This is a genomic window from Halopseudomonas litoralis (assembly GCF_900105005.1).
Classification (GTDB): Bacteria; Pseudomonadota; Gammaproteobacteria; order Pseudomonadales; family Pseudomonadaceae; genus Halopseudomonas; species Halopseudomonas litoralis.
Window position 1 is genome coordinate 3703780 of the sequence record NZ_LT629748.1, and the last position, 15920, is coordinate 3719699.

A 15920-nucleotide genomic window follows, 5' to 3' on the forward strand; every position below is an offset into this window, starting at 1 on the left:
ATGAACGAGAGCCAGGACCCGGAGCAGACCCCGGACGCTGAAGGTCACCCGCGCCGTACCATCCGCAGTTTCGTGATGCGTGCCGGGCGCATGACCGAAGGCCAGCAACGCGGCGTGGAGAAGGGCTGGCCACAGTTTGGTCTGAGCCTGGCTGACGGCGCGCTGGATCTGGATGCGGTGTTTGGCCGTCAGGCGCCACGTACTCTGGAGATCGGCTTCGGCATGGGGCATTCCCTGCTGGAAATGGCCCAGGCTGCGCCGGAGCAGGATTTTATCGGTATCGAAGTGCACCGTCCCGGTGTCGGCGCGCTGCTCAATGGCGTACTCAATGCCGGCGTGCAGAATGTGCGGGTGTATGACTGCGATGCCATCGAAGTGCTGAATCAGGCGGTTCCTGACGGTAGCCTCGACCGCCTGCTGCTGTTCTTCCCTGACCCATGGCACAAGAAGAAGCACAACAAGCGGCGCATCGTGCAGCCGGCGTTTGCCGAATTGGTGCGGCGCAAGCTGAAGGTTGGTGGCGTGCTGCATATGGCCACTGACTGGGAACATTATGCCGAGCAGATGCTTGAGGTGATGAGCGTAGCGCCCGGTTATCGTAACCAGGCAGCCGATGGCACTTTCGTCTCCCGCCCGGAGGAGCGTCCGATTACCAAGTTCGAAAAGCGCGGTGAGCGGCTGGGGCATGGGGTCTGGGATCTGAAGTTCGAGCGCATCGACTAGCCTGTGCTGGTGCTGGCCGCAAGGCCAGCCAATATCAGCGGGCACGGAGTCAACCGGCAAACTCTAGGCGCGCCATCGGTCCTGCCTATGACCTCCCATAGCAATTACCAAGAGTAATGGTCCGATCGGGCCCTGCTACCTACACTGGCTTCCATCCAGACCAACAATCTGCAGCGGAGCCACCATGCAATTTGAAACCCTCGATTATCAGGTACAGGACGGTATTCTCACCCTGACCCTCAACCGCCCTGAGCGGATGAATGCCTTCAATGGCCCGATGCGTCGGGAGCTGATCGCTGCCTTCGATGCAGCTGACGCCGATGACGCCGTGCGGGTGATCATTGTCACCGGTGCCGGGCGCGCCTTCTGTGCCGGCGCCGATCTGGAGAAGGGCGGCGATACCTTCAACCGCCATACCCGGAGCGATCAGCCCGAGGGCGCCGATCTGCGCGACGGCGGCGGTACTGTCTCGCTGCGCATCTACGAATGCACCAAGCCGGTGATCGGCGCATTCAATGGCGCAGCGGTGGGTGTGGGCGTGACCATGACCTTGCCGATGGATATCCGCCTGGCCTCGACCACTGCCAAATTCGGTTTTGTGTTTGCCCGCCGTGGCATCACCATGGAGGCCTGCTCCAGCTGGTTCCTGCCGCGCCTTGTGGGCCCTATGCAGGCAATGGAGTGGGCTTACACCGGCCGTGTGTTCGGCGCGGAGGAAGCGCTCAAGGGTGGTTTGGTCCGCAGCATTCATGAGCCGGACGAGCTCATGCCGGCGGCCTACGAACTGGCCCGGGAAATTGCCGACAACACCGCGCCCATGTCGGCCCTGCTCAATCGCCAGATGATCTGGCGCATGCTGGGTGCCGATCATCCGATGGAAGCGCACAAGATCGATTCGCGGGCGATTGCCTTTATGGGTGAGTCCGAGGATGCCAAGGAGGGCGTACGCTCTTTCCTGGAAAAACGCGCTCCCGAGTTCAAGCTCAGTACCAGCGCGGATCGGCCGGAGTTCTATCCCTGGTGGGACGAGCGCCCCTTCGAGTAATCAGCGATCTACCAGCAATCGCTCCAGCGCCGCGCGTGGCCCCGGTGGAATCGGGCAGGCGCGGTTGCTGGCGCGCTCGACGAACACATGGACGAAACGCCCAGCGGCGCAGGCTTCGGTCTCCCCGGCCTTGAACAGTGCCAGTTCGTAATGCACGGAGCTGTTGCCCAGCTTCGCTACCCGCACCCCTATCTCGATCGGCTCGGGAAAGGCCACCGGTGCAAAGTAGTCACAGCCGGAACTGACCACAAAAGCCACTTGCTCGCCCAGGTGAATATCCAGCCTGCCCTCGTTGATCAACCAGCTGTTCACCGCGCTGTCGAAAAAGGCGTAGTAGGTGACGTTGTTGATATGCCCGTAGATATCGTTGTCGTGCCAACGAGTGGTGATGGGGTGCAGGTAGGGGTAATCGTTGCGATGATGGGTGGTGGTCATGAAGGGGCTCGGTCTCAATGAAGGGGTAGCAGCACCTTGGGGGTGCAGCGCGCCTGCGCTACGCCGGTGGACTGTCTGATGCGCTAGTGACGCCGATCTGTCCGCAGTCGTCGAGCGAGCGCTCGACAACCCGGTACCTGTATCAATACGCCTGCCGATAAATCGCCAGGGCATCGGCCTCGGTCACTTCCCGCAGATTGTTCACCAGCAGCCGTTGTTGCAACATGGCCTCGCTTGCCAGCAGCTCCAGGCTGCTCTCCGGCACGCCGGCATCGCGCAGGCGACTGGGCAGGTTGCAGCGGGGGCTGAGTTGCGAGAGCGCAGTGATCAGCTGATCGGTCAGGCTGGCATCATCCCCAGGATTGCAGTCCGGCACCAGCAGCGGTGTCAGCTCGGCATACAGCGACTCGGCAGCCGGCGCATTGAAGGAAACCACGCTGGGCAATACCAGCGCGTTGGATAGGCCATGGGGAATATGGAAATGCCCACCCAGGGGATAGGCCAAGGCATGTACCGCCGCCACTGGCGCGTTGGCAAAGGCCTGTCCGGCGAGCAGCGAGCCGAGCAGCATGGCCTGTCGTGATGCGCGGTTGCTGCCGTTGTGCACTGCCTCGTCCAGATTCCCGGCCAACAGGCGCAGTGCCTCACGGGCGAGCATATCGGACAGCGGATTCTTTTTCAGTTTGCTTGTGTAAGCCTCAATGGCATGCACCATGGCGTCGATGCCAGTGGCGGCGGTGACCGCCGATGGCAGTCCGAGCGTCAATTCGGCGTCCAGTACCGCCAGATCCGGCAACAGCAAAGGTGATACCACGCCGGTCTTGGTGGTTGCGCCGGTAGTGATGATGGCAATCTGCGTGACTTCCGAGCCGGTACCGGCAGTGGTCGGCACCTGAATCAGTGGCAGACGCTGGCCCTTGGCATTATCCACACCGTAGATGTCAGCCAGGCTTTGCTGGCTGTGCGGATGGGCCAGCAGCGCCACCAGTTTGGCCACGTCCATCGAACTGCCGCCACCGAAGCCAATGATCAACTGCGCATTCATCTCCCGTGCCTGTCGAATGGCGGCCAGCACTACCTCCTCCGGCGGATCGGCCACGACCTGATCAAATACCTCGACACTCATGCCGGTATCAGCGAACCCCGGCAGTACATCACCGAGCAGGCCCAGCTGGGTAATGCCGGGGTCAGTGATGATCAATACCCGCTGCGCATCTCGCTCCCGACACAGCTGCGCGAGGCGGCTGGCAGCACCGGTTTCACAGAGAATTCGAGCGGTGGTGGCGAAGCTGAAAGATGGCATGGACACCTCGTGGTCGCAGATGGCAGAAGGATGAGCATTCACTGTAGGGGGACGAGTGCCGAGCGGCAAGCGCAGGCGGGACAGATCGACTGCCGTGAATACCGGACCATGCACATAGACACTCCGCACCGCCTGCCGGGACGTTCCGCGTCCGCTCTTGCGGTCAGGCAGGCGGTTGGTTCAGAGGAACATTTCCAGCAGATCATTGAGGAACAGCCGGCCTTGCGCGGTAGGGCGTAACTGTTGCTGCCAGGGTTCCAGCAGGCCGCGTTCCACGGCGCTGTCCAGTACGGGGGCGATGTCGGCGATGGCCTGGCCGGTGCGCTCGGTGTACCAGGCGCTGGGGACGCCATCGACCAGACGCAGAGCGTTCATCAGGAAGTCGAAGGGCAGTTCGCTGGCGCTGAAGCTCTTGCGACCGGCGCAGAAAGGTTTGTCCGGGTTCAGATAATCGGTCGGCTGACGGGTCTTCCAGTAGCGTTCGATACGTCCGTCGGCGTGGCTCAGCTTGCCGTGGGCGCCGGCGCCGATGCCGAGGAAATCGCCGTATTGCCAGTAGTTGAGGTTGTGCCGGGCACGGCGATCATCCCGCGCATAGGCGGAGATCTCATATTGGGCATAGCTGGCGTCGGCCAGCCGCGCCTGTCCGGCTTCCTGGATATCCCACAACACCTCATCTTCGGGCAGTTTCGGTGGGCGTGAGTAGAACACCGTGTTCGGTTCCAGCGTCAGCTGATACCAGGACAGATGCTCCGGCCCGAGCGCAATTGCCTGCTCGATATCGGCCAGTGCCTGCTCCAGTGTCTGACTGGGCAGGCCGTGCATCAGGTCCAGATTGAGGTTGTCGAAGCCGGCGCGGCGCGCCATGTCCACTGCGGCCAGCGCCTCGCGACCATCATGGATACGGCCCAGTGCCTTGAGGTGATCCGGGTTGAAGCTCTGGATGCCGATGGACAGGCGGTTGATACCGGCGGCGCGGTAGTCCTTGAACTTGGCCTGCTCGAAGGTGCCGGGGTTGGCTTCCAGGGTGATTTCGATGTTGCTGGCAAAACGCAGTCGCCGCTGCATGGCTGTAAGTAGCCGGCCGAGGCCGGCGGCAGAAAACAGGCTCGGGGTGCCGCCGCCGAAGAAGATCGAGGTCAGTTCGCGGCCGTGCGCATGCGCCAGGTCCGCATCCAGATCGGCGATCAGCGCATCGATATAGGCGTCTTCGGGAAGGCCACCCTGGTGGGTATGCGAATTGAAGTCGCAATAGGGGCATTTGCGCACGCACCAGGGAATATGCACATAGGCCGCAAGAGGAGGCAGCGCCATATCGCCCGTTTCAATATTGCTCACACCAACCCCAGGCGGGCACGCAGCAATACCATGGCCCGTGCGCGGTGGCTGAGCTGGTTCTTCTGTTCGGCAGGCAGCTCGGCACTGGAGACGCCCAGCTCGGGCACCAGAAACAGCGGGTCATAGCCGAACCCGTGCTCACCTTGCGCCGCATGCAGAATGCGTCCTTCCCAGGCGCCTTCGCAGATGATCGGTACCGGGTCATCGGCATGACGTACCAGCGCCAGTGCGCAGATGAAGCGTGCGCCGCGCTGCTCGTCGGCCACGTGCTTCAAGGCGTCGAGCAACTTGGTATTGTTGGCGGCGTCGCCCTGGCCGTCAGCGTAGCGCGCCGAGTAGATGCCGGGTGCGCCACCGAGGGCATCGACCGCCAGCCCCGAGTCGTCGGCCAGCGCTGGCAGGCCGGACGCTTGCGAAGCGTGACGGGCCTTGATGATGGCGTTCTCGATAAAGCTCAGACCGGTCTCTTCGGCTTCTTCGCTGATGAAGCGGCTCTGCGGCAGCACCTCGATGTGCTCGCCGAGCATGGCCTGCAGCTCCTTGAGCTTGCCGGCATTATTGCTGGCCAGTACCAGCTGGCTGAACGGCAATGTGACTTTATTCATCGGGGTGAAACTCCTGCTGGAAACGCAGGGTATGCGTCGGCGCCCCTTCTTCTGCCTGGATTCTGACCTCGAACTGCAGCAGTCCGCGTTGGCCAGCAGTGTAGTTGGCAACGAAGTACACGGCGTCCTGTTCCTTCACGCGGATGAACTGCAGTGGCGTGGTCTGTTGCAACAGGTTCTTCACCGTGCCCTCGACGCGTGCGTCCACCGCCTGGGGGCCCTCGGCGCTGTTGCGCTGTACGGCAATGTTCACCACGCCTTGTCGGGGGCCGCGCTGCAAGCCGGTGGCTGCAGCTATGTCCGGTTGCAGAAAGGAGCTGTTAAAGGTGTTGTGATACACCAGCAGGTCGCCGAAGCGTTGCGGGCTTTGCGCCGGGCCTTGCTGGGCGGAGGCGACGGTGGTGGCGAGCATCAGCAGGCCGGCGATCAGAATGCGTTTCATGGTCAACTCCTTGTCAGCGCGTGACACGGTAAATGGCGACTTCGCCGAGCAGGTTGGGCCACCTGGCGCTCAACGTGCTGCTGCGATGGGTCTGGTCCACCACCAGACGATCAAGGATGCGTACCGAGCGCTCATGGCACAGCTTCTCGAAATCCTTGAAGGTACAGAAGTGAATGTTGGGTGTGTTGTACCAGGTATAGGGCATGAACTCGGAGACCGGCATGCGGCCTTTGGTGCCCAGATACAACCGGCAACGCCAGTGTCCGAAGTTCGGAAATGTGAGGATGGCTTCGCGGCCGATACGCAGCATGTCTTCCAGAATGCGGTCGGGATAATGCACCGCCTGCAGCGCCTGGGTCATGACCACGGTATCAAAACTCTGGTCCTCGAAGTTGTCCAGCTCCTGATCCAGATCCTTCTCGATCACGTTTACGCCTTTGCGGATGCAGCTGTTGATCTTGTCCGGATCGATCTCCATGCCGTAGCCGCGCACGTCTTTGTGGGATTGCAGGTATTGCAGCAGTTCGCCATCGCCGCAGCCCAGGTCGAGCAGGCGACTGCCGGGTTGAATCCACTTCTGGATGATCTGCAGATCAGCGCGCAGGCTCATGCGTCCACCTCGATACAATTCATGTAACTGGCCAGTGCTTCAACGTAGCGCGGAATCGGCAACAGAAAGGCATCGTGGCCCTGGGCGGCCTCGATTTCCAGATAGCTGACGTTCTTGCGCGCGGCCATCAGCGCATTGGCCAGCTCGCGTGAGCGGGCCGGCGGAAAGCGCCAGTCGGTGGTGAAGGACATCACCATGCAGCGCGCGGTAACCGGCGCCAGCGCCTTGGCCAGATCGTCGCCGTGGGCCTGGGCGGGGTCGTAATAGTCCAGCGCCTTGGTCATCAGCAGATAGGTGTTGGCATCAAATCGCTCGGAGAATTCCTGGCCCTGATAGCGCAGATAGCTCTCCACCTGGAACTCGACACTGCTGATATCGTAATTGAGACGCTCGGTACGCAATTCGCGGCCGAATTTCTTGCCCATGGCGTCATCCGACAGATAGGTGATATGCCCGACCATCCGCGCCAGTCCGAGGCCGCGCTTGGGGATGACCCCGAAGGCCGCATAGTCGCCGCCATGGAAGTCCGGATCGGTGATGATCGCCTGGCGTGCCACTTCATTGAAGGCAATATTCTGCGCCGACAGCTTGGAGGCGGTGGCGATGGCCACGCAATGCCGTACGCGGTCGGGATAATGAATGGCCCACTGCAGTGCTTGCATGCCGCCGAGGCTGCCGCCAACCACCGCTGCCCAGCAGTCGATATCCAGATGGTCGGCCAGCTGCGCCTGACTGTTGACCCAGTCCTCGACGACAATCATCGGAAAGTTGCCGCCCCAGGTCTTGCCGGTCTGCGGGTCGATGCTCAGCGGGCCGGTCGAGCCGTGGCAGCCGCCGAGGTTGTTCAGACTGACAACGAAGAAGCGGTTGGTATCGATGGGCTTGCCCGGCCCGATACAGGCGTCCCACCAGCCCGGCTTGCGTTCATCCTCGCTGTGATAACCAGCGGCGTGGTGATGACCGGACAGGGCGTGGCAGACCAGCACGGCATTGCTGCGGCTGGCGTTCAACTGGCCATAGGTTTCGTAGACCAGCTCATATTCAGGCAAGGTCCGACCGCAGGCCAGCTGCAGGGGCTCCGTGAAGGTCTGGCGTTGCGGCGAGACCAGGCCGACGGAATCAGCAGGGAATCTGGACATGGGGTTTAGTGTTCCTAATATGGATTCGGTGCGTACTGATGCGGCAGCTTTACGCTGCCTTCAGAGTGCCAGGGTAAGCCCCTTGGGCATCCCGGTAGCGATGGCCAGATTGGTCACCAGCAGCATATCCAGTAGATTCAGCGCGATGAAGGCGAATATCGGCGACAGGTCCAGACCACCCATGGACGGCAGGATGCGGCGGATCGGAGCCAGCACCGGCTCACACAGCTGATACACCAGCACGGCGGCGGGGTTCTGGCTGTGCGGAGCAACCCAGGACAGGATCACGCTGATGATCAGGGCGAAGAAGAACACCTTCAGGAACAGTGCGGTGATACCCACCAGCGACCAGACCAGCAGCTGCAGTATCGCCGGCAGGGCATAACCCATCAACTTGATGATGATGGCCATGAGCACCATCTGCACAATCAGTGCCAGCACCAGCGAAGCGAAATCGACACCGGCAAAGCCCGGAATCACCCGGCGCAGGGGACGCAACAGTGGCTGGGTAGCCCGTGCGATGAACTGCGAGATGGGGTTGTAGAAGTCAGCGCGTACCAACTGCAGGATAAAACGCAGCAGTACCAGCAGCAGATACAGGCTGCCCAGTGTCTGCACTATATAGATGGCTGCCATATTCAGTCCGGTCATGATGTCTCCTCAGGCGAGTTCTTTTGATAGTTCGGCGGAACGCGCGGCGGCAGCTTGCATCGCGCGGGCCACCATGCCGGGCAGGTCATCCCGGCTGAAACTGTTGATGGCTTGTTCGGTGGTGCCGTTGGGCGAGCAGACGCGGCGGCGCAATTCGGCGGTATCCACATCGCTGTGTACCGCCATGTCTGCAGCGCCCAGGGCGGTGAACAGGGTCAGGCGCTCGGCAATGTCGCGCGGCAGACCGAGTTGTTCGCCGGCATTGGTCATGGCTTCCATCAGATAGAAGAAGTACGCCGGACCGCTGCCGGACACCGCGGTGACCGCATCGATCTGTGCTTCCTGGTCCAGCCACAGGCTGATGCCCACCGCGTTCATGATCTTTTCGCTCAGCAGCTTCTGTTCGGCGGACACCGCGGCCGAGGCATACAGACCGCTGACGCCCTGGCCGCGTAGGGCAGGAGTATTGGGCATGCAGCGGACGATGGCGGTAGCGGCGCCCAACCACTCGGCAAGGCTGCTGCAGGCGATCCCGGCGGCAATGGAAATCACCAGCTGGCCGGGTTTGCGCTGAGCCGGCAGCTCGCGGCAGACCGCCTGCAGAACCTGTGGCTTGACCGCCAGTACCAGCACATCACATTCGCTGGCCAGCTGCGCGTTGTCGGTCGAGGTGCGGATGCCGAACTGGCGGTTGAGCCTGCCCAGCTGTTCGCTGTTGTGGTCGCTGGCGATAACCTGATTGGGCTTGAAGCTCTGTTGCAGCATGCCGCCAATCAGGCTGGTGGCCATGTTGCCGGCACCGATGAATCCGATAGTCGGGGCTGTCATGGGGTTATCCTTCGAGATGGGGAGTGGAGTAGTCACGCGCGCCGAACAGGGCGCTGCCGATACGGACGATGGTGGCGCCTTCCTGCACCGCTTCGGTGAGGTCATCGCTCATGCCCATGGACAGAGTATCCAGCGGCAGTTCCAGCGTCGCCATTGCTTCGCGCAATGCCTGCAGTGGCTGCCGGCGTGCGGCGCTGTCCGTGGCCGGTGCGGGAATCGCCATCAGTCCGCGCAGCCGCAGGTTGGGCAGGGCAGCGATATCCCTCGCCACTTGCGACAATGCATTGACCGCCACACCGGACTTGCTGTCCTCGCCACTGATATTGACCTGCAGGCAGATATTCAATGGCGGCAGTTGTGGCGGGCGCTGGGCGGACAGGCGCTGGGCGATCTTCAGCCGGTCAACGCTGTGCACCCAGTCGAAGTGCTCGGCGATGGCGCGGGTCTTGTTCGACTGTATGGGACCGATGAAGTGCCAGGTCAGCGGCAGATCCTGCAATTGCGCGATCTTGTCCAGCGCTTCCTGCAGATAATTTTCGCCGAAATGGGTGAGCCCGGCAGCCCAGGCATCACGGATGGCACTGGCCGGACGGGTTTTGCTCACGGCCATGAGGGTTATGTTTTGCGGATCGCGCTCAACAGTGTGCGCTGCACGCGAAATGCGTTCACGAACGTTTGCAATATTCTCTGCTATCGTGGACATTACGGACGTTATTTACCTTGCCAATGGAATTGACCTGCCGAACATTCTACATGCTTGCAGGTTGCAATGGGGAACCCTATGGATATAACCGAGCTGTTAGCCTTCAGCGCCAAGCAGGGCGCGTCGGACTTGCACCTGTCGGCCGGACTGCCGCCCATGATTCGAGTGGATGGCGATGTGCGCCGGATCAACGTACCGGCACTGGAACACAAGCAGGTTCACGCGCTGATCTACGACATCATGAACGATAGACAGCGTAAGGATTTCGAGGAATTCCTCGAGACCGATTTCTCCTTCGAGGTACCCGGCGTCGCCCGTTTCCGGGTCAACGCCTTCAACCAGAACCGCGGTGCCGGTGCGGTATTCCGAACCATTCCTTCCAAGGTGCTGACCATGGAAGACCTGGGCATGGGCGACGTATTCAAGCGGATCACCGATGTGCCCCGCGGGCTGGTACTGGTCACCGGGCCGACCGGCTCCGGCAAGTCCACCACGCTGGCGGCGATGCTCGATTACCTCAATTGCAACAAGTACCAGCACATCCTCACTATCGAGGACCCGATCGAATTCGTTCACGAGTCGAAGAAGTGCCTGGTCAACCAGCGTGAAGTGCACCGCGACACCCACGGCTTCTCCGAAGCCCTGCGCTCGGCACTGCGGGAAGATCCGGACATCATTCTGGTAGGTGAGCTGCGTGACCTGGAAACCATCCGCCTGGCGTTGACCGCTGCGGAGACCGGTCACCTGGTATTCGGCACCCTGCACACCACCTCTGCGGCCAAGACCATCGACCGGGTGGTTGATGTTTTTCCCGGCGAAGAGAAGGCCATGGTCCGCTCGATGCTGTCCGAGTCCCTGCAGGCGGTCATCTCCCAGACACTGTTGAAGAAGATCGGTGGTGGCCGGGTGGCGGCGCACGAAATCATGATAGGCACGCCGGCAATCCGCAACCTGATCCGTGAGGACAAGGTGGCGCAGATGTATTCGGCGATCCAGACCGGCGGCAATATTGGAATGCAGACGCTGGATATGTGTCTCAAGGGCTTGGTAACGCGCGGTCTGGTGACCCGAGAAGCCGCACGTGAGAAAGCCAAGATAGGCGAAAGCCTCTGACAGACAGAATGACGGGCGCGGGACTGCGCCCCGAGACGAGGGCACTATGGAGTTCGAAAAACTGCTGCGACTGATGGTCGAGAAGGGCGCTTCCGACCTGTTCATCACCGCCGGCGTTGCGCCGAGCATGAAGGTGCACGGCAAGATTCTGCCGGTGACCAAAACGCCGCTGTCCCCCGAACAGACCCGGGAAACCGTGCTGGGCGTGATGTCCGAGGCCCAGCGCCGCGAGTTCGCCGAGAAGAAGGAATGCAACTTCGCCATCAGCGCGCGAGGTATCGGTCGCTTCCGCGTCAGCGCCTTCTATCAGCGCAATCTGGTGGGCATGGTGCTGCGCCGCATCGAAGTGAACATCCCGACCATGGAAGAGCTGCGCCTGCCGGAGATTCTCAAGCAACTGGCGATGACCAAGCGTGGTCTGGTGATCTTCGTCGGCGCCACCGGCACCGGCAAGTCGACCTCGCTGGCATCGATGATCGGCTACCGCAACAAGAACTCCAGCGGCCACATCATTTCCATCGAAGATCCGATCGAGTTCATTCATCAGCACCAGAACTGCATCGTCACCCAGCGTGAAGTCGGTATCGATACCGATACCTTCGAAATTGCCTTGAAGAACACCCTGCGCCAGGCTCCGGACGTGATCCTTATCGGTGAGGTGCGAACCCGCGAGACCATGGACCACGCGGTGGCTTTTGCCGAAACCGGGCATCTGTGTCTGGCCACGCTGCACGCCAACAACGCCAACCAGGCGCTGGATCGTATCATCCATTTCTTCCCCACTGAAATGCATCAGCAGGTGTGGATGGACCTGTCACTCAACCTCAAGGCGATTGTCGCCCAGCAATTGATTCCGACCCCGGACGGCAAAGGCCGCCGCGCCGCCATCGAAGTGCTGTTGAATACGCCGCTTGCCGCCGACATGATCCGCAAGGGCGAGGTGCATGAGCTCAAGCCACTGATGGCGCGTTCCAATGAAGTGGGCATGCAGACCTTCGACCAGGCGCTGTACAAGTTGTACAGCCAGGGCGAAATCACCTATGAGGATGCACTGGCCCATGCCGATTCAGCCAACGATCTGCGCCTGCTGATCAAGCTGGGATCGGAGACCGATGGCAAGCATCTGATGGGGGCAGAGGACTCGTTATCCATCCAGAGTTATGAAGAGGATCAGTTCCGACGCTGAGTCAGGCGCTTCGCTCAGAAGGGTATGGCTTGAGCGGAAGCGGTGGTCACGCACTGATTGCGTCCGGCGCGCTTGGCCTGCAACAGCGCATTATCAGCATGATTGATGGTTTCGGAATAGCTGCTTGCGTCACCGTGAGCGGCGATACCGATGCTCGCCGTGATATGAATGGATTCGTCCTTGTGACGTATGGTAAGTCGCTCGATGGCCTGACGCAGGCGTTCGCCCAGCAGACCGGCAGCTGGTGCCTCGGTCTCAGGCAACAACAGCAGAAACTCCTCTCCACCCCAGCGCCCGCAGGTGTCCTCCTCGCGCACTTCGGCATCCAGCACCCTTGCTACTTCGATAATCACGTTATCGCCGGTTTCATGGCCGAAACGATCATTGACGCTCTTGAAATGATCGATATCAATCATTGCCAGGCTGAACGGGCGGCCGTAGCGCCGGTACCGTTCGCTGGCTTCGCGCAGACGATCGGTCAACAGGCGCCGGTTGGGCAGGCCGGTAAGGACATCATGACTGGCCGCTTCCTGCAGGGCGATATTCAGGTCGTGCATCATGTGTTGATAGCGATCGGAAATACGTACTATTTTTTCCAGCTGGCGCAATTGCTTGTCAACGCGGCTGACCAGGCTCATCTCGCGTTCCTTGGCCAGGCTTTGATATGCATCGGAAATCCGCGTGATGCGTTCCAGCCGGTAGACGAGGTCCTGATGGGTCTGCCACAGCTCTGCCAGCGGCTGATGCAGTACATTATCCTGCCCGGTCTCCTGCAAAAGCCCGACCAGGCGCTTTTCCAGATCGTCCCCGTCAGTGGTCACGATGCACTCCGCGCCGTGGCAAGAATATCGAAGGAAAAGCTGCAGTCCTCCTTGAACTCCTCGGCCAGCTCGGCGACTCGCTCATTGGAGGCATCGTAGAACCAGCGGACGCTGACCGGGTGCTGGCGGTCATGGGCCTCCTGCAGCAGGTCGAAGATTTCCATCATGGCCTTGATGCTGCTGGTGTTCAGATAAAGCAGATGCAACTCCAGCTGCAGGGGCCGGGGCAGCTGTTCGGCCAGGAAGCTCTCGATCCATTCGAAGATCTGGTTGAACAGCTCGTAGGCGTTTTCCGGATAGGAGTCGCCCCGCAGCACCAGCCGGCCTTGCGCATGTTCGGTGTGGATTTCCGGGGAGGACTGGGTTGCGGGGATGTGCAGATCAATCATGTTGTAGTCACTCGATTCAGATGACAGCGCGCAGGCTGAAGAAGGCGCGGTCCGCCTCAGCGGGGAGAAGTGAGGCTTGCAGTGGTGCCGACGACTTGCGTGCGATGTCGATCAGACCCAGGCCCGCGCCGGTGGACGATTCCTGTCCGCGCGGCCGGCGCAGCTGCTCCTTGTACAGACTCTTGAGTTCGCTTTTGCTCAGCCCGGTCAGTGCATTGATGTTGTTGACCAGCTTCTCACCATCGGCCTGCTCGACCAGGTTGCCTGCCGACACCACATAGCGACCTTCGGTATCGCGTGACACCACCACAGTGGCGCTGGCGTCCTGTTCGCTCCAGTCACGCTGGGTCATGTAATGGCGAATATTCTGGGTCATTTCGATATATGCCGCGAATACATCCATGGACGCCGATGGATGAGCATGGTCCGCCGCGAGGTAATTACGCAGAGCATTGCCGATTTCCTCCAGCAGGCTGCGGGAAATCGGGCCATTGAAACACAGCATGATCTGTTGCTGGCTGAACTGCTTGCGCATGGCATAAAGATCGAGCATGGGCTGGGTGGCTCCTGATGGCGGCGCTTCAGTCGAAGCGGAAAAGTAGCATGGTGATATCGTCGCGTTGCTGATGATCGCCCTGATACCGGGCCAGGGTGCTGCTGAAGATATGCTTCTGTTCGGCCAATGGCAACTGCGCATGTTCACGCAGCATGTCGGCGAAACGGCGGTTGCCGAAACCGAAGCCCTGATCGCCGCCGGCCTGATCGAGAAAGCCATCAGTGGACAGATAGAAGGTCTGGGTCGATCGCAGCGCCACCTGCATGTTGTGATATTCGCCGACCCGCTTGTCAGCCAGGGCGCGACGTCCGCCGGCTACGTACTCGATCTGTTCGCCATCACTGTAATAGAGACTTATCTTGGCTCCGGAGAAGTATAGCTGGCGCGCTCGCCTGTCGACGTACACCAGACCGGCATCCATGCTGGTGGCCAGCGAACGGAATTGCGGAGTATCGCTGAGCATGCCGCGCAGGATCTCGTCGGTGCGCTGCAGTATGGCTGCCGGGTCGATAGCCGGGCAATCACTGATTGCCTGGTCCAGCGCGGCGTGCGCCAGCATGGTCATCAGCGCGCCGGGCACACCATGCCCCGCGCAGTCGACCACCCCAAGCAGGTATTTCTGTTCGTCCAGCTCGCGAAAAATATAGAAGTCGCCGCCGACCACGTCACGCGGCCGCCAGAGTATCGCGTGGCCGTCACCGAGGTTTTCCAGCAATGGGCGATCCGGCAGGATGGAGCGCTGGATAAGGCTTGCATAGTCAATGGAATCACGGATCTTCTGGTGCGCGCTGGCCATCTCGCGGTTGGCCTGTTGCAGCTCGTGGGTGCGTTCCTGGACCCGGCTTTCCAGTTCTCGGGTATGACTGTGCACCTTGTCCACCATCACAGCGAAGGCATCGCTCAGTTCACCGATTTCGTCGTTACGGGTGCTGGGCAGACGTACCTCATAATGGCCTGCCGCCAGCGCCTGGGCGCTATGGCGCAGTTGGGTGAGCGGGCGCAGCACCAGCCGCTCGATCCCCGCAGCGAAGATCAGGGTCACCGCCAGCAACATCAGCACCAGCATCAGCATCAGCGGCCACAACCACTGACTGCCGAGGATGTTGGCGGTGCTCAGGTCGATGGCATTGGCAATGTACCAGTTCAGCTCCGGCACATAGGTCACGGCCAACAACTGTTCGCGGCCCTGCAGCGGCAGGGTCAGCAGATGCAGGCTACCGGGAGTGGCTGCGGCTTGTGCCAATAGCTCTTGCAGGTCGGCCGCTGCTGCAGCGGTACCGACCAGGGCAGGCAGCATGGTGGCTGGCTGCGCCTGATGGTTGGCTCCGGAATTGAGTGCGATCAGCGAACGGTCCTGATGCGCCTGGATCGCGCCATTGCGATCCAGGATCATCGGCGTGACGCCCGGCTGCTCGCTGGCAATGAATTCAGCGATGAAATTCGACAGATCCAGTCCCGAGCCGGCCAGTGCCAGAGGTTTGCCGTTGGCATCACGCACCAGAATATTCAGCCACAAACGCGTGGTGTTAAGTTGCCAGTTGTGATCGACATTCAGGTTGTAGTTGTCAGTGGTCGCCAAGGAGGAGCTGAACCAGGCGTTGGCCGGGTCATCGGTGTCAATCCGGTAGCGCGGTTGCGTGCTGAAGGTTTGCGCATCGCTGTTGAAGTAGTAATTGAGCGAGTTCAGAGGTGCTATGAAATAGGCATGGTCGCGGAAGTCCCGGCGGTAGCCTTCGGCCTCGAGGAAGAACAGCTCCCGCTTGTCCGGGTCTTGCTCATCAAGCAGCCACTGGCGAGTGATCTCCGAGCGCGCGAGACGCAGCGCCAGAGCCAGTTCACGGGAGATCGGTGCATAGATTTTCTCGCGATTGAGCTCGGTGACATTGCTGGCGAAAGCCTGAGCGAAATGCCCGTGCACTTTCTGCACGAGCTGCCAGCCGATCAGTCCGGCCGGCAGCAAGGCCAGCAGGCACGCCAGTAGAAGAGCCAGCAGGGACTTGCCGCGCAGACCGAATGCTGCCATGGGGGTTTAT

At 61.0% G+C, this 15920-nt stretch carries 18 protein-coding genes; 4 read left to right on the forward strand and 14 right to left on the reverse strand.

Going from position 1 to position 15920, the window contains the following annotated elements; genetic code table 11:
• Both trmB and BLU11_RS17725 read left to right on the forward strand, forming a co-directional pair.
• Positions 1 to 723, forward strand: coding sequence for a tRNA (guanosine(46)-N7)-methyltransferase TrmB (gene trmB, locus BLU11_RS17720; protein WP_090276650.1), 723 nt, complete (start codon positions 1 to 3; stop codon positions 721 to 723).
• Positions 724 to 907: 184 nt separating this feature from the next.
• On the forward strand, positions 908 to 1768 hold the full coding sequence (locus BLU11_RS17725; RefSeq protein WP_090275642.1) for a crotonase/enoyl-CoA hydratase family protein: 861 nt from the start codon (positions 908 to 910) through the stop codon (positions 1766 to 1768).
• On the opposite strand, the gene BLU11_RS17730 is transcribed toward BLU11_RS17725, so the two are convergent.
• The 10 genes from BLU11_RS17730 to BLU11_RS17775 all read right to left on the reverse strand — a co-directional run bounded on the left by BLU11_RS17730 (position 1769) and on the right by BLU11_RS17775 (position 9822).
• Positions 1769 to 2203 (reverse strand): acyl-CoA thioesterase, encoded by a 435-nt coding sequence (locus BLU11_RS17730; protein WP_090275644.1) that lies wholly within the window; start codon positions 2201 to 2203, stop codon positions 1769 to 1771. It lies immediately after the preceding gene.
• Positions 2204 to 2345: 142 nt separating this feature from the next.
• On the reverse strand, positions 2346 to 3506 hold the full coding sequence (locus BLU11_RS17735; protein ID WP_090276653.1) for an iron-containing alcohol dehydrogenase: 1161 nt from the start codon (positions 3504 to 3506) through the stop codon (positions 2346 to 2348).
• A gap of 180 nt (positions 3507 to 3686) precedes the next feature.
• On the reverse strand, positions 3687 to 4820 hold the full coding sequence (gene hemW / locus BLU11_RS17740; RefSeq protein ID WP_090276654.1) for a radical SAM family heme chaperone HemW: 1134 nt from the start codon (positions 4818 to 4820) through the stop codon (positions 3687 to 3689).
• A 20-nt stretch (positions 4821 to 4840) separates the two neighbouring features.
• On the reverse strand, positions 4841 to 5449 hold the full coding sequence (rdgB, locus tag BLU11_RS17745) for an RdgB/HAM1 family non-canonical purine NTP pyrophosphatase (protein ID WP_172828698.1): 609 nt from the start codon (positions 5447 to 5449) through the stop codon (positions 4841 to 4843).
• Positions 5442 to 5891, reverse strand: coding sequence for a DUF4426 domain-containing protein (locus BLU11_RS17750; protein ID WP_231702232.1), 450 nt, complete (start codon positions 5889 to 5891; stop codon positions 5442 to 5444). Before BLU11_RS17750 ends, rdgB begins: the two co-directional genes overlap by 8 nt.
• 13 nt (positions 5892 to 5904) lie before the next feature.
• Positions 5905 to 6495 (reverse strand): methionine biosynthesis protein MetW, encoded by a 591-nt coding sequence (gene metW, locus BLU11_RS17755; RefSeq protein ID WP_090276660.1) that lies wholly within the window; start codon positions 6493 to 6495, stop codon positions 5905 to 5907.
• Between the two features lie 2 nt (positions 6496 to 6497).
• Positions 6498 to 7640 carry a homoserine O-succinyltransferase MetX gene (metX, locus tag BLU11_RS17760; RefSeq protein ID WP_090275646.1) on the reverse strand — a complete coding sequence of 381 codons (1143 nt, stop codon included), beginning with the start codon at positions 7638 to 7640 and terminating at the stop codon, positions 6498 to 6500.
• A 60-nt stretch (positions 7641 to 7700) separates the two neighbouring features.
• Entirely contained in the window at positions 7701 to 8291 is a 591-nt protein-coding gene (locus BLU11_RS17765) for a YggT family protein (protein ID WP_090275648.1), read from the reverse strand.
• A 9-nt stretch (positions 8292 to 8300) separates the two neighbouring features.
• Positions 8301 to 9119: a pyrroline-5-carboxylate reductase gene (gene proC / locus BLU11_RS17770; protein ID WP_090275650.1), complete on the reverse strand. Its 819-nt coding sequence runs from the start codon at positions 9117 to 9119 to the stop codon at positions 8301 to 8303.
• Positions 9120 to 9123: 4 nt separating this feature from the next.
• Complete coding sequence (locus BLU11_RS17775; RefSeq protein WP_090275652.1) at positions 9124 to 9822, reverse strand: YggS family pyridoxal phosphate-dependent enzyme; 699 nt, start codon at positions 9820 to 9822, stop codon at positions 9124 to 9126.
• 78 nt (positions 9823 to 9900) lie between these two features.
• Between BLU11_RS17775 and BLU11_RS17780 the strand changes: the two genes are divergently transcribed.
• Positions 9901 to 10935 (forward strand): type IV pilus twitching motility protein PilT, encoded by a 1035-nt coding sequence (locus tag BLU11_RS17780; protein WP_090275654.1) that lies wholly within the window; start codon positions 9901 to 9903, stop codon positions 10933 to 10935.
• Between the two features lie 46 nt (positions 10936 to 10981).
• Positions 10982 to 12121: a PilT/PilU family type 4a pilus ATPase gene (locus tag BLU11_RS17785; protein ID WP_090275656.1), complete on the forward strand. Its 1140-nt coding sequence runs from the start codon at positions 10982 to 10984 to the stop codon at positions 12119 to 12121.
• Positions 12122 to 12135: 14 nt separating this feature from the next.
• On the opposite strand, the gene siaD is transcribed toward BLU11_RS17785, so the two are convergent.
• The 4 genes from siaD to siaA are packed head-to-tail and all read right to left on the reverse strand — an operon-like array spanning position 12136 to position 15910.
• Entirely contained in the window at positions 12136 to 12942 is an 807-nt protein-coding gene (gene siaD / locus BLU11_RS17790; RefSeq protein WP_090275659.1) for a biofilm regulation diguanylate cyclase SiaD, read from the reverse strand.
• Complete coding sequence (gene siaC, locus BLU11_RS17795; RefSeq protein WP_090275661.1) at positions 12939 to 13331, reverse strand: biofilm regulation phosphoprotein SiaC; 393 nt, start codon at positions 13329 to 13331, stop codon at positions 12939 to 12941. Before siaC ends, siaD begins: the two co-directional genes overlap by 4 nt.
• Before the next feature lie 16 nt (positions 13332 to 13347).
• Positions 13348 to 13884 carry a biofilm regulation protein kinase SiaB gene (siaB, locus tag BLU11_RS17800; protein ID WP_172828699.1) on the reverse strand — a complete coding sequence of 179 codons (537 nt, stop codon included), beginning with the start codon at positions 13882 to 13884 and terminating at the stop codon, positions 13348 to 13350.
• Between the two features lie 28 nt (positions 13885 to 13912).
• Positions 13913 to 15910, reverse strand: a complete 1998-nt coding sequence (gene siaA, locus BLU11_RS17805; protein ID WP_090275663.1) for a biofilm regulation protein phosphatase SiaA — start codon at positions 15908 to 15910, stop codon at positions 13913 to 13915.
• Positions 15911 to 15920 lie beyond the last annotated feature (10 nt).

What these genes read in the sequence shown, in the direction of transcription:
- BLU11_RS17780 (WP_090275654.1), top strand. Translation starts at nt 9,901, where the DNA reads ATGGATATAACCGAGCTGTTAGCCTTCAGCGCCAAGCAGGGCGCGTCG.
- BLU11_RS17785 (WP_090275656.1), top strand. Translation starts at nt 10,982, where the DNA reads ATGGAGTTCGAAAAACTGCTGCGACTGATGGTCGAGAAGGGCGCTTCC.
- BLU11_RS17750 (WP_231702232.1), bottom strand. Translation starts at nt 5,891, where the DNA reads ATGAAACGCATTCTGATCGCCGGCCTGCTGATGCTCGCCACCACCGTC.
- proC (WP_090275650.1), bottom strand. Translation starts at nt 9,119, where the DNA reads ATGACAGCCCCGACTATCGGATTCATCGGTGCCGGCAACATGGCCACC.
- siaA (WP_090275663.1), bottom strand. Translation starts at nt 15,910, where the DNA reads ATGGCAGCATTCGGTCTGCGCGGCAAGTCCCTGCTGGCTCTTCTACTG.
- BLU11_RS17775 (WP_090275652.1), bottom strand. Translation starts at nt 9,822, where the DNA reads ATGTCCACGATAGCAGAGAATATTGCAAACGTTCGTGAACGCATTTCG.
- hemW (WP_090276654.1), bottom strand. Translation starts at nt 4,820, where the DNA reads ATGGCGCTGCCTCCTCTTGCGGCCTATGTGCATATTCCCTGGTGCGTG.
- siaB (WP_172828699.1), bottom strand. Translation starts at nt 13,884, where the DNA reads ATGCTCGATCTTTATGCCATGCGCAAGCAGTTCAGCCAGCAACAGATC.
- metX (WP_090275646.1), bottom strand. Translation starts at nt 7,640, where the DNA reads ATGTCCAGATTCCCTGCTGATTCCGTCGGCCTGGTCTCGCCGCAACGC.
- BLU11_RS17730 (WP_090275644.1), bottom strand. Translation starts at nt 2,203, where the DNA reads ATGACCACCACCCATCATCGCAACGATTACCCCTACCTGCACCCCATC.
- trmB (WP_090276650.1), top strand. Translation starts at nt 1, where the DNA reads ATGAACGAGAGCCAGGACCCGGAGCAGACCCCGGACGCTGAAGGTCAC.
- BLU11_RS17725 (WP_090275642.1), top strand. Translation starts at nt 908, where the DNA reads ATGCAATTTGAAACCCTCGATTATCAGGTACAGGACGGTATTCTCACC.
- BLU11_RS17735 (WP_090276653.1), bottom strand. Translation starts at nt 3,506, where the DNA reads ATGCCATCTTTCAGCTTCGCCACCACCGCTCGAATTCTCTGTGAAACC.
- rdgB (WP_172828698.1), bottom strand. Translation starts at nt 5,449, where the DNA reads ATGAATAAAGTCACATTGCCGTTCAGCCAGCTGGTACTGGCCAGCAAT.
- siaC (WP_090275661.1), bottom strand. Translation starts at nt 13,331, where the DNA reads ATGATTGATCTGCACATCCCCGCAACCCAGTCCTCCCCGGAAATCCAC.
- BLU11_RS17765 (WP_090275648.1), bottom strand. Translation starts at nt 8,291, where the DNA reads ATGACCGGACTGAATATGGCAGCCATCTATATAGTGCAGACACTGGGC.